At 71.5% G+C, this 11,986-nt stretch carries 9 protein-coding genes; 7 read left to right on the top strand and 2 right to left on the bottom strand.

Annotated features, from left to right (window positions below; translation table 11 throughout):
* Positions 1 to 15 precede the first annotated feature (15 nt).
* Together ACZ5KV_RS03315 and hypF are read right to left on the bottom strand one after the other, a co-directional pair.
* On the bottom strand, positions 16 to 816 hold the full coding sequence (locus tag ACZ5KV_RS03315; RefSeq protein ID WP_464240921.1) for a substrate-binding periplasmic protein: 801 nt from the start codon (positions 814 to 816) through the stop codon (positions 16 to 18).
* Between the two features lie 43 nt (positions 817 to 859).
* On the bottom strand, positions 860 to 3,331 hold the full coding sequence (hypF, locus tag ACZ5KV_RS03310) for a carbamoyltransferase HypF (RefSeq protein ID WP_464240920.1): 2,472 nt from the start codon (positions 3,329 to 3,331) through the stop codon (positions 860 to 862).
* Positions 3,332 to 3,534: 203 nt separating this feature from the next.
* Here hypF and ACZ5KV_RS03305 point away from each other — a divergent pair, with 203 nt between their 5' ends.
* The 7 genes from ACZ5KV_RS03305 (at position 3,535) to ACZ5KV_RS03275 (ending at position 11,888) form a co-directional block, all read left to right on the top strand.
* The gene (locus tag ACZ5KV_RS03305) at positions 3,535 to 4,269 is read left to right on the top strand and encodes a sulfite exporter TauE/SafE family protein (protein ID WP_464240919.1); all 735 of its coding nucleotides are present in this window, start codon (positions 3,535 to 3,537) and stop codon (positions 4,267 to 4,269) included.
* Positions 4,270 to 4,434: 165 nt separating this feature from the next.
* A complete protein-coding gene (locus ACZ5KV_RS03300) occupies positions 4,435 to 4,833 on the top strand; it encodes an ANTAR domain-containing protein (RefSeq protein WP_464240918.1) in 399 nt (132 codons plus the stop codon).
* Entirely contained in the window at positions 4,830 to 6,602 is a 1,773-nt protein-coding gene (locus tag ACZ5KV_RS03295; protein ID WP_464240917.1) for a sensor histidine kinase, read from the top strand. Before ACZ5KV_RS03300 ends, ACZ5KV_RS03295 begins: the two co-directional genes overlap by 4 nt.
* Positions 6,599 to 7,093 (top strand): response regulator, encoded by a 495-nt coding sequence (locus ACZ5KV_RS03290; RefSeq protein ID WP_464240916.1) that lies wholly within the window; start codon positions 6,599 to 6,601, stop codon positions 7,091 to 7,093. Before ACZ5KV_RS03295 ends, ACZ5KV_RS03290 begins: the two co-directional genes overlap by 4 nt.
* Positions 7,090 to 8,358 carry a sulfite exporter TauE/SafE family protein gene (locus ACZ5KV_RS03285; protein WP_464240915.1) on the top strand — a complete coding sequence of 423 codons (1,269 nt, stop codon included), beginning with the start codon at positions 7,090 to 7,092 and terminating at the stop codon, positions 8,356 to 8,358. Before ACZ5KV_RS03290 ends, ACZ5KV_RS03285 begins: the two co-directional genes overlap by 4 nt.
* A 2-nt stretch (positions 8,359 to 8,360) precedes the next feature.
* Positions 8,361 to 9,113: a hypothetical protein gene (locus ACZ5KV_RS03280; RefSeq protein WP_464240914.1), complete on the top strand. Its 753-nt coding sequence runs from the start codon at positions 8,361 to 8,363 to the stop codon at positions 9,111 to 9,113.
* 123 nt (positions 9,114 to 9,236) lie between these two features.
* Positions 9,237 to 11,888 (top strand): PEP/pyruvate-binding domain-containing protein, encoded by a 2,652-nt coding sequence (locus tag ACZ5KV_RS03275; RefSeq protein ID WP_464240913.1) that lies wholly within the window; start codon positions 9,237 to 9,239, stop codon positions 11,886 to 11,888.
* The last annotated feature ends 98 nt before the right edge of the window (positions 11,889 to 11,986 follow it).

Genomic DNA, 11,986 nt, shown 5'->3' with positions numbered 1-11,986 from the left:
CGCACCCGGCTGCGCCTAGGGTGCGGAGAGGTGGGCCGGGGCGCAGTCGTGGGTGCGCAGCAGGCGCTCCAGGGTGCCGTCGGCGCGCATGGCGGCCAGGCCCTGGTTGAAGGCGCCGACCAGGGCCGCGTGGTCCGGCAGGACCTCGGCGAAGCACGCCGTCAGGGATTTTTTCTCGAGCACGGCCACAAGGCGCAGGTCCCCCTTTTCGCGGTCCAGTTCCGGAGCCAGATGGGCGGCCACGTAGGCGTCGGCCACGGCCACGTCCACCCGCCCGGCCAGCAGGGTGCGCAAATTGGTCAGGTCGTCGGGGCTGCGGCGCAGGTCGAGCCCGGGGGTGTGGTCGATGACCCGGGTGTTCCTGTAGCCCAGGACCACGCCCACGCGCAAGCCGCGCAGGTCGTCCACGCCGTCGTAGGTCAGGGTGGAGTCGGCCCGGGCGAACAGGGCCAGGGGCCCGCCGGGGAAGGGCTGGGAACAGACCATGCCCCGGGTGGCGTCGGCGTCGGCGTAGGCCGGAAGGTAGCCGTCGTAGTGCCCGTCCTGGGCGCCTTCCACGGCGCGCAGCCAGGGCAAAAAGACGAATTGCGCCTCCAGCCCCGAGCGGGCCAGGGCCTCGCGGGCGATGGCCGCCACGTAGCCCTGGCCGGGCAGGTGCGGGCTGATGTAGGGCGCCCAGTCGAGGGTGGCCAGGGTGACCACGCGCGCCATGGCGGGGCCCGGTGCGGCAAACAGCGCAAGCAGCAGCGCGAGGGCGGCGGCGAAAGCGAGGCGGTGCGGCGCTGGCGAGGACAGGAGGGCGGGGGCGCGGCGCATGACGGCTCCGGGGCAGAGGGTCAACGGGTTCTGCGTATCCCTATCACATTTCCGTTGGCGATGACAAACCCCGGGAGCAGATTCCCCCTTGCGCGCCCTCCAGCAGGCGCAGGGCCAGGGCGGCCTGGCCCAGGCTGATGCAGCCGTCGCCCGGGGGCAGGGCGCGGTGGACCAGGGGCGTGAGCCCGCGCGCGCGCAGCGCCCGGGGCAGCAGGGTGGCCAGGGTCCGGTTGAGCATCGACCCGCCGGACAGGGCCACGTGGGCAAGGCCCGTGGCGGCGGCGAAGGCGGCGGCCATGTCCGCCAGACCGCGTACCAGCCCGAGGTGGAAACGGCGGCTGATCTCCCCGGCGGGCACCCCGGCCTCCCAGTCGGCCAGCACCTGGGCGAACAGGGCCAGGGTGTCGAGCTGCGCGGGCTGGGCGGCGCCGCGCAGGGGCACGTCGTAGCCCGCGCCGTCGCCGGGGAAGTCGCCGGGCCCGCCGCCCGGCGCGTATTGCGCGCTTTCCAGGGCGATGGCCGCCTCGGCCTCGTAGGCCGCCGTGAGTTTTACGCCCAGCATGGCGCTCACGGCGTCGAAAAGCCGCCCGCAACTCGTGGTCCACGGGCTGTTCAGCCCGCGTCGGAGCATCTGGCCGACCAGGGCCGAGGCCGGGCCGTGGGCCGCCAGCCAGGGCCAGGGGCGGCCCATGGGTTCGGCGACGCCCAGGGCGTGCAGGCAGGCCTGGGCCACGCGCCAGGGTTCGCGGATGGCGGCTTCGCCCCCCGGCAGGCGCACGGGGCTGAAATGCCCCAGGCGCTCGTGGCAGGGCTCCCGGTTGTCCACCAGCAGACACTCGCCGCCCCACAGGGTGCCGTCCTCGCCCAGGCCCGTGCCGTCCAGGGCCAGGCCGATGGCCGCGCCGTCGAAGCGGTTCTCGGCCAGCACGGCGTGGATGTGCGCCAGGTGGTGCTGCACGGGGAAAAGGGGCAGCCCGCGCGCGGCGGCGTAGTCGCGGGCAAAGGCCGTGGTCATGAAGTCGGGGTGCAGGTCGTGGGCCACGGCCTCGGGCCGCACGCGCAGGATGTCCTCCAGGTGCGCGGCCATTTCCTGGTAGAATCCGTTTGTTTCCAGGTTCTCCATGGTCCCGATGTGCTGGCTGACGAAGGCTTGGTCGCCCTTGGTCAGGCACAGGGTGGCCTTGAGCTCGGGCCCGGCGCCGAACACCGTGGGCCCGGAGCGCGACAGGAACACCGGGGCGGGCGTGAACCCGCGCGCCCGGCGCAGGAACTGCGGCCCGGGGCCGTCCGGCGCGCCGTCGTCCACCACGCGCAGCACGGAGTCGTCGCAGCGCACGAGGATGTCGCGGTCGTGCAGCAGGAAGAGGTCGGCCACGGCGGCCAGCCGGGCCAGGGCCTCGCGGTTGCCGGTGCAGATGGGCTCGCTGCTCAGGTTGCCCGAGGTCATGACCAGGGCCGGAAGGCAGGGCGGGGCCCCGGGGGCGGCGGGCGCGTCCGCCTCGGCCCGGGCCGTGGCGTAGCGCTTGAAGAGCACGTGGTGCAGCGGCGTGTAGGGCAGCATCAGGCCCAGCTCCGGAGTATCCGGCGCAAGCAGGGCCAGGGCGGCGCCCAGGGGCGATGGCAGCCGCGCCGGAGCCAGGACGATGGGCCGCGCCGGGTCGGTCAGTTGGGCCAGGGCCGGGCCGTCCAGCGCGGCCAGGGCCCCGGCCGCGTCCGCGTCGGCGACCATGACCGCCAGCGGCTTGCCGTAGCGGTGCTTGCGCTCGCGCAGCAGGGCCACGGCCCGGGCGTCGGCCGCGTCGCAGACGAGGTGGAACCCGCCCAGGCCCTTCATGGCCACGAGGCCGCCCCCGGCCAGGGCCCGGGCGGCGGCGGCGATGGCCTGCCGGCCTGTGGCCAGCTCGCGGCCCGAGGCCTCGGCCAGCCACAGGCGCGGCCCGCACACCGGGCAGGCGTTGGGCTGGGCGTGGAAGCGCCGGTCGGCGGGGTCGGCGTATTCGCGGGCGCAGTCCGGGCACAGGGGGAAGCAGGCCATGGACGTGGTGGCCCGGTCGTAGGGCACGCTGCGGGTGATGGTGTAGCGCGGGCCGCAGTTGGTGCAGTTGGTGAAGGGGTAGTCGTGGCGCCGCCCGGCGGGGTCGTCCATGTCCGCCAGGCAGTCGGCGCAGGTGGCCGTGTCGGGGCTGATGAGCACGTTGTGGCCCTGGCCCGCCGTGCTGGCCAGGATGGCGAAGGCCGCCTCGCCGGGCACGGCGTCCAGCTCGCGGCGCACGCAGGAGACGATGCGTGCCAGGGGCGGCAGGCGGTGCAGCAGGTCGTGCTCGAAGGCGTCCACGGCGCCGGGCGGCCCCTGGACTTCCACGGCCACGCCCTCGGGCGTGTTGCGCACGCTGCCGGTCAGCCCGTGCTCGCGGGCGATGCGGTAGACGAAGGGCCGGAAGCCCACGCCCTGTACGGCGCCGGTGACGGTCAGGCGCCTGCGCAGGGGGGCGGGGGGGCTGGAGCGGTCTGGCATGTGCTGCGGCCGTGCCGGGGTGGCTTGGGCCCGGCGGCGTCCTCCTTCGGGGCCAAGGTGTAGAATCAAATCCGCCATCCTGTCCAGCCGCCGGGAGAAAAAGGCCCTCCCGGCGCTGGACTTCCGGCCCCGGGCGGCGCTATGACCGCCGGTGCGCGCCGCGCATCCCGCCCCGCCCCGCGCCCGCTCACCAACGAGGCTCCATGCTGTCCGCCACCACCCTCGCCATCGCCTGCGTCGTTCTTGCCGCCGCCTTCCTCCAGGGCACGGCGGGCTTCGGATTCATCTTCTTCTCCCTGCCCATCCTGGCCTGGTTCATCGACTTCCGGCTGGCCGTGGTGACGCTCATGCTGCTGGCCCAGGTGCTCAACCTGCTCATCCTCTGGCAGCACGGCTTCCGGGCCGACTGGAAGAGCGTGGTCCCCCTGACGGTCGCCACCCTGCCGGGCATCCCCGTGGGCGTGTGGCTGCTGACGGTGTTGCCCGTGATCTGGCTTCAGGGCGCCCTGGGCGCGCTCCTGGTGTTCTATGCCCTGCACCAGTGGCTGGTGCGCCCCGCGCCGCGCCGGGTGGGGCCGGTGTGGATGGCCCTGGCGGGCTTCACGGCCGGGTGCCTGGGCGGAGCCCTCAGCGCCCAGGGGCCGCCCATCCTGGTCTACGTGTCCCTGCAACCCTGGGACAAGGACCGCATCAAGGCCACCCTGGTGGGCTTTTTCTGCACCACCGGGCTGTTCGTGGGCGCGATGCAGGCCTGGCAGGGGCTGGTGACGCCCGAAGCCATGCGTCTGGCCCTGGTCTGCGCGCCGTTCATGGTCGCCGGGGTGCTGGCCGGGCGGCGGGCCTACCTGCGCCTGGGCGACGGCGCCTACCGCGCGCTGCTCACGGCCCTGGTCTTCGCTCTCGGGCTGATGCTGCTCGGCCGCAGCCTGGGGTTCTGAACGGCAATCCCCTCCGGTTTTACAGGGTGTAAAAAATCCTGACACCTCGCGCGGCCCCGGGCGGCCCTTCCCTGCGTTTGAGCTTGTGAACGCCTTGCATTTCAGCGCATTGCGATTCCCGTGCGGCGCCGTTCCCATTGGCACAGGCATTGCTTTTTACGGGGCATGAGCGTCTCCGAGCCCCTCCCGCAGGTCCCGCTGGTGGCCCTGGCCGAGAAGAACCCGCGCATCCGCCGTTTCCTGGCGCGCGAGTTCGCGGCCCGGGGCTGGCGCGTGGTTCTGGCCGCCGACGGCGCCGCGTTGCGCCGCGCGGCCCGGGCCCTGCCCCGGCCCGACGTGTTCGTGGTGGACCTGGAGCTGCCTTTCCTGGACGAGGGCCTGCGCGAGGCCGACGGCGCGGCGCTGCGCCCGCTGGTGCTGCACGCGCTGATGCCCGAGGCCGCCGGGCACCCGGCCCTGGCCCTGGCCGGGGCGGTGGTCGAAAAGACCGGCGACCCCGGCGCCCTGCTCGATGCCGCCCGCAATCTCCTGCCCGGGCCCGGCGGGCCGAAGGAGGGCGCATGAACAAACTCCTGCGCCTGCGCCCCGAGGATCTGCATTCCCCGCGCTACTACCGCACCCTGCGCCGGGCCATCGCGGCCATGGTCATCCTCGTCTCGCTGACGCCCCTGGTGCTCGTCGCGGCCATCAGCAATTCCCAGTTCCACGAGTCCTACGAGGCCAAGGTGCTGGAGCAGTTGCGCGAGGTGGTCCAGAAGCACCAGCAGCTCATCGATTTTTTCCTGCGCGAGAAGCGCGGCGAGGTCCGCGCCCTGGCGCGTTCCACCAGCTTCGACGAACTGTGCGCCCCCGGGCGCCTGGGCCGCGAGCTGCTCCTGCTTCAGGAGGAGATGCAGGGCGTGTTCGTGGACCTGGGCGTGGTGGACGCCCGGGGCGTGCAGCAGGCCTACGCGGGGCCCTTCCAGCTCGGCCGGGCCGACTACTCGGGGGCCGAATGGTTCCGCGAGGCCATGCGGAGCGAGGTGTTCATCAGCGACGTGTTCCTGGGCCTGCGCGGGCTGCCGCATTTCATCATCGCCGTGCGCCGGGAGCGCGGCGGCGAGCACTGGATTCTGCGCGCGACCATCGACTTCGTGGCCTTCAACGCCCTGGTGGAGAACATCCGCATCGGACGCACGGGCGAGGCGTACATCGTGAACGGTGCCGGGCGCTTCCAGACCACGGCCCCGCGCGGCGCGGTCCTGCCGGACACGGGCTGGCTCGCCGCGCAGCTCGGCGCCCCGGCCGAGGCCCCGGGGCAGGCTCCGGAGCAGGCCCCGGGTCTGGGTCCGGCCCTCATGCGCGCCACCGCCCCCGGAGCCGTGGCCGTGCAGGAGCGCCTCGACCCCCACGGCACGGACACCCTCTACGTCATGGCGCCCCTCAAGGACGGACGCTGGCTGCTGGTCTACCAGCAGGCCCGCGCCGACGCCTTCGCCGCCCTGCGCACGGCCCGGCGCCACGTGCTCGTGGTGCTGGGCCTGGGCGCGGCGGCCATCGTGGTCATGGGCCTGTGGCTGTCGGCGCGCGTGGTGCGGGCCGTCGAGGCCGCCGACGCCGAGCGGGCCGTGATGAACGAGCAGGTCATCGAGACGGGCAAGATGGCCTCGGTGGGCGAGCTGGCGGCGGGCATCGCCCACGAGATCAACAACCCCGTGGCCATCATGCTGGAGGAGGCGGGCTGGGTGGGCGACGTGTGCGCCGACCTGGAGCTGCCCGAGGCCGACCGTGCGGACATCGAGAAGTCCCTGACCCAGATCCGCACCCAGGGCCGCCGCTGCCGCGAGATCACCCACAAGCTGCTCTCCTTCGCGCGCAAGATCGACCCCGTGGCCCGGCCGTTGGACGTGAACGCGGTGGTCGCCGAGGTGGTCGGCCTGTCGGAGAAGCGCGCGCGCTACAGCGGAGTGGACCTCTCGCTGGCCCTGGCGCCGGACCTGCCCCCGGTGCTGGCCTCGCCCTCGGAGATGCAGCAGGTGCTCCTGAACCTCATCAACAACGCCGTGGACGCCTCGGGCCCGCGCGGCGGGCTGGTGCAGGTGTCCACCCGGCTGGAGGGCGGGCGGGTGGTCCTCGGCGTGGCCGACCAGGGCGAGGGCATCCCCAAGGCCAACCTGGGGCGCATCTTCGAGCCCTTCTTCACCACCAAGCCCGTGGGCAAGGGCACGGGCCTGGGCCTGTCCATCGTCTACGGCATCGTCAAGAAGATGGGCGGGGAGATCGAGGTCGAGAGCAGGCAGAACGAGGGCACGACCTTCCTGGTGCGCCTGCCCGCCGGGGAGGACCGGGCATGACCCCCGGGCTGCGGGTGCTGCTGCTGCTGGGCGAGCCGGCCCACCTGGACGTGCTGGCCCGGCGCATGGGGCGGCGCGGGGTGCAGGCCGTGGGCGCGGCCTGCGTGGCCGAGGCCCTGCGCATCCTGCGGCGCGACGAATTCCACTGCGCGGTGCTCGACCTGGCCCTGCCGGTGGTCGACGGGTTGGAGCCCTTCACCGTCCTGCGGGCCGTGGCGCCCGAAATGCCGCTTGTTCTTTTGAGCAACCGGGCGCTGCCCGGGGCCGGGGGCGGCGCCTGCCGCTGCCTGGCCAAGCCCTGCGGGCTGGAGGAGATCATGGAGGCCGTCGGCGAGGCCGTGGCCTCCCAACCCGGCAGACCCGGGCCCCGGGGCCGGGCCCCCGGCCCGGACACCCGGGCCGGGCCCGGCGCCGCGCCCGCGCCGCAGCGGCCCAGCGAGACGGAACAGACGCATTTCCACGACCTGATACCGGAGGACGAAAGGGTATGAATATCGGCAGACGACTCTACCGGACGATGCTCGAAAGCTCCATCGCCTACGCCAAGTGGGACCTGGAAACCTCGCGGAACATCCTGTCCAGCAAACGCAAAATGTGGATCCTGGCGGCCATGGTGGTGCCCATCGTGCTGGGCTCCCTGGCCATCGCCGCGCCGGATCTGCCCGGCATCCTGGGCGGGCACAAGGCCTACAGCCCGGCCTACTACACCCCGACCATCTTCGGGGTTTCCATCGTCATCGGCCTGTGCGCCGGGCTGATCACCGGCTGCATCGGCGCGGGCGGCGGGTTCATCATCACCCCGGCGCTGATGAGCGCGGGGGTCAAGGGCATCCTGGCCGTGGGCACGGACCTGTTCCACATCTTCGCCAAGGCCATCATGGGCACGGCCATCCACAAGAAGCTGGGCAACGTGTCCGTGGCGCTGGCCGTGGCCTTCCTGGTCGGCGCGGGCATCGGCGTCACCGGCGGCGGCGTCATCAACCGCGCGCTGTATGAAACCAACCCGGTGCTCTCCGACACGTTCATCAGCGTGATCTACGTGTTTCTGCTGGGCTTTCTGGGCATCTACGCCCTGACGGACTTCCTGCGCATGCGCAAGGCCGGCGGCGGCGACGCCCACGGCGGCCCGGCGGCCTCCTCCGGCGGCGGGCGCTCCCTGCCCGAGCGCCTCCAGTCCAAGAACATCCCGCCCATGATCACCTTCGACGAGGACCTGACCCCCGGCGGCAAGAAGATCAGCGCGCTGTTCGTGGCCGTGTGCGGCTCCATCGTGGGTTTCGCGGCGGCCATCATGGGCGTGGGCGGCGGCTTCCTGACCTTCCCCATGTTCGTCTACATCCTGGGCGTGTCCTCCTTCACCACCGTGGGCACGGACATCCTGCAGATCATCTTCACCGCCGGGTACGCGTCCATCGCCCAGTACGCGGTGTACGGCTTCATCTTCTACACCCTGGCCATGGGCATGCTCATCGGCTCGCTGCTGGGCATCCAGGTCGGGGCCATGGCCACCAAGGTCGTGCCGGGCATCTACATCCGCGGGTTCTACGCGCTGTCCATCATCGCCGGTTTCGTCAACCGCCTGTTCGCCCTGCCGGGCAAGCTGGCCGAGATGAAGCAGCTTCCGCACAACCCGAGCCTGTACCATATCTTCGACGTGACGGGGAACATCCTGTTCTTCATCGTCATCGGCATCTTCGCGGTCTGGGTCATCGGCAAGTTCCTGACCAGTATGAAGCAGCTCAAGGAGGAAGCGTAGCCATGCCCGCTCCCAGCAAGAAAAAGCTCACGTTGTCGATGGTCATGGCCGTGATTTTCTTCGGCCTGCTCCTGGCCATGTTCAGCCCCATCTTCAATGGTGAAAACGCCCTCAAGGCCTCGGACCGGCTGTTCAACTCCATCTCCAAGGGGTCGAGCAACTACATTCCGGGCCTGAAGGCATCGGTGGCCAAGCGCCAGGGCACGCCCGTGGCCCTGACCCTGGAATTCGTGGACGGCAAGACCGAGGGCCACGAGGATGTGGCCGTGGTCGGCGCCGATGTGGCGGCCAAGGCCGCCCGGGTGCTCGGCGCCGTGGCCCAGGCCGGGGTCCAGGGGCAGAGCGTGACCCTGTCCGGCGACCTGGGGGCCATTCTGGGCGCGGCGTTGGCCGACGCCGAGGCCATGTTCGAAAACCGGGGCAACGAGGTCGCCGCGCGTTACGGCATGGACGAACGCGAGGCCCTGTTCATCTGGTGGAAGGCGCTCACGGCCATGGACGACGAACTTAAGCGCGCCGGGGGCAAGGAGAACGTGGCCCTGGCCAAGACCGTCAGCTCGGTCATCACCAAGGGCGTGGAGGTCGGCTACAACTACTACGGCATCACCCCCGAGAGCGCGGGCTCGCGCGCGGGCATCCTGACCTTCTCCCTGGTGTTCTATGTCATCTACACCCTGTGGTGGGGCATGACCATCTTCTACTTCTTCGAGGGCGTGGGCCTGGCCATGACCAAGGGCCACAAGAAGGAAGCGTAAGACGGGCTTTGACCCCGGCGGGCCACTCGGGCATGATGCCTGGTGGCCCGCAAGGCGGGCCGCCGCTCCGGGCTTCGGGGCGGCGGCCCTGGTTTTACGGCCCCCCGGGCGGAGGGTGCGCACATGGGTTGGCTGACGGAATGGGTGGACCGGACGTTCGGGCTGAACGGCGCGGACCGCGAGCAGACCGAGCAGGAAAAGGAGCGCGCGCGCCAGGCGTGCTCCATGCAGTTTCAGCACTTCAAGCGCCTGCTCGGCGCCAACGCCAAGGCCCTGGAGGCCATGACGGACATGGAGGACGCCCGGCGCGGCCGCCGGGTGTTCGGCATGTCCTTCATCCGCGCCAAGTGCACCACCGTGGTGGTCAACGTGGAGGAGATCATCCGCCACCTGGAGGGCATCGCCCCGGGGCGCTATTCCATCCTGGCCGACCGCTTCGACGACATCCGCCGCGAGGTCAGCGCCCTGCTGGAAACCGGACGCCGCGCGGGCGACGTGCCCCTGGTCATGCCCCTGGACGAGGTGGACAAGTCCATGGCCGACTGGGTGGGCAGCAAGATGGCCAACGTCGGCGAGATCAAGAACCGCATCGGCCTGCCCGTGGCTCCGGGGTTCGTTGTCACGGCGCGGGGTTTTTCGGCGTTCATGGACCACCAGGGCCTGCGCGACGAGATCGGCAAGCGGCTGCTCACGACCCGCGTGGAGGAGATGAGCGAGCGCTTCGAGCTGTCCGAGGCCATCCAGCGGCTCATCGTGGACCACCCGCTGCCCGACGCGCTGGTGGAGGCCCTGCTCGGGCAGTACCAGCGCCTGGAGCGGGCCACCCGCCCGGGGGTGCGCGTGTCCCTGCGCTCCAGCGCCCTGGGCGAGGACGCAGCCGGAGCCTCCTTCGCCGGGCAGTTCCGCTCCATCCTCAACGTCGGCGGCCACCAGCTCATGCGCTCCTACAAGGAGGTGGTGGCCAGCATGTACAGCCTTCCGGCCCTGACCTACCGCCTGAACCGGGGCATCCGCGACTCCGACGCGGCCATGTGCGTGGGCGCCATGGTCATGCTCGACCCCGTGTCCGGCGGGGTGTGTTATTCACGCAGCCCCTTCAAGGTCCGCGACGACGCGGTGTACATCAGCTCGGCCTGGGGCCTGCCCAAGCTGGTGGTGGACGGGGTCGGCACGCCCGACCGCTTCGTGGTCGCCCGCCAGGGGCCGGACGGGACCATGGCCGTGCGCGAGCGGCGCGTGGCCGAGAAGCGCACGCTCTACGTCTGCCGCCCCGAGGCCGGGGTGGTGGCCCAGGAGCAGGAGCACGAGCTGATTTCCAAACCCTCGCTCACCGACGCCCAGGCCGTGGAGCTGGCGCGGCTGGCCGCGCTGCTGGAGGAGCACTACGGTTCGCCCCAGGACATCGAATGGGCCCTGGAGCGCGAGGGCGGGTTTTCCATCCTGCAATGCCGCCCGCTGTCCGTGGCCGCGCCGCCGCGCCATGACGACGCCCCGGCACCCCGGCGCGACCCCTCGGCCCACGGCACGCCCCTGGTCGGCGGCGCGGTGACGGCGGCCCCGGGCGTGGGCTGCGGGCCGGTGCACGTGGTCGAGCGCGACCCCGACGCCCTGACCTTTCCCCAGGGCGGGGTGCTCGTGGCGCGCTTCGCCCTGCCCAAATGGGCCTCGCTGCTCAACTGGGCCTCGGCGGTGGTCACCGAACAGGGCAGCGTCACCGGGCACCTGGCCAACGTGGCCCGCGAGTTCGGCGTGCCGATGATCACCGGCGCCGCCGGGGCCGTGACGGCGGTGGAAAGCGGCCAGGTGGCCACGGTGGACGCCGACATCGGCGCGGTCTACCCCGGCTGCGTCGAGGCCCTGCTGCGCCATGCGGCCCCGCGCCCGAACCTCATGGAGGGCAGCCCGGTGCACTCGCTGCTTCAGGAGGTCAGCAGGCTCATCGTGCCCCTGAACCTGACCGACCCCGACGCCCCGGAGTTCCGGGCCTGCAACGTCATGACCCTGCACGACATCACGCGCTTCTGCCACGAGAAGTCCGTGGCCGAGATGTTCGAGAGCAGCCAGGAGCGCGAGCACGGCGACTGCCCGGGCAAGCAGTTGCGCGACGGCACGCCCGTGCAGTTCTGGGTCATGGACCTGGAGGACGGCATCGACGGCCCGGGCGACGGAGCCTACGTGGACCTGGAGGACATCCGCTCGGTGCCCATGCTCGCCCTGTGGGACGGCATCAGCGCCGTGCCCTGGGCCGGGCCGCCGCGCGTGGACGCCCGGGGCTTCATGACCATCGTGCTCGAGGCGGCCACCAACCCGGCCCTCAACCCCGTCCTGCGCAGCAAGTTCGCCAACCGCAACTACTTCATGATCACCCGCAGCTACTGCAACCTGCAATCGCGCTTCGGGTTCCACTTCTCCACCGTGGAGGCCCTGGTCACCGACAGCCCCTCGCAGAACTACATCAACTTCCGCTTTGCGGGCGGCGCGGCGGACCACGCCCGGCGCAGGCGCCGCGCGGTGTTCATCGCCGGAATCCTGGAGCAGTTCGGGTTCTATTCGGAAGTGCGCGGGGACAGCCTGTCCTCACGCTACGAGGGCATGCCCCGGCCGCTGACCTGCGAGCGGCTGAAGCTGCTCGGCTACCTGACCATGCACACCCGCCAACTGGACATGATCATGGCCAACCGCGCCTCCGCCATGCAGCACCGCGAGAAGATCCTGGCCGACATCTACCGCATCCTGCCCGCCCTGCGGCCATCCAACCGCAAGCCCATGGCCTGAGGCTAGTAGGACAGCACCTTGTCGGCGGCCGTGAGCAGTGCATAGAGTTCGAGCTGGGTCGATTTGCGCAGGAAGTCGTCCGCATCCACACCGTGGAT

The sequence above is a fragment of the Desulfocurvus thunnarius genome (assembly GCF_055390965.1).
This window is presented reverse-complemented; position numbering and strand designations above follow the sequence as displayed.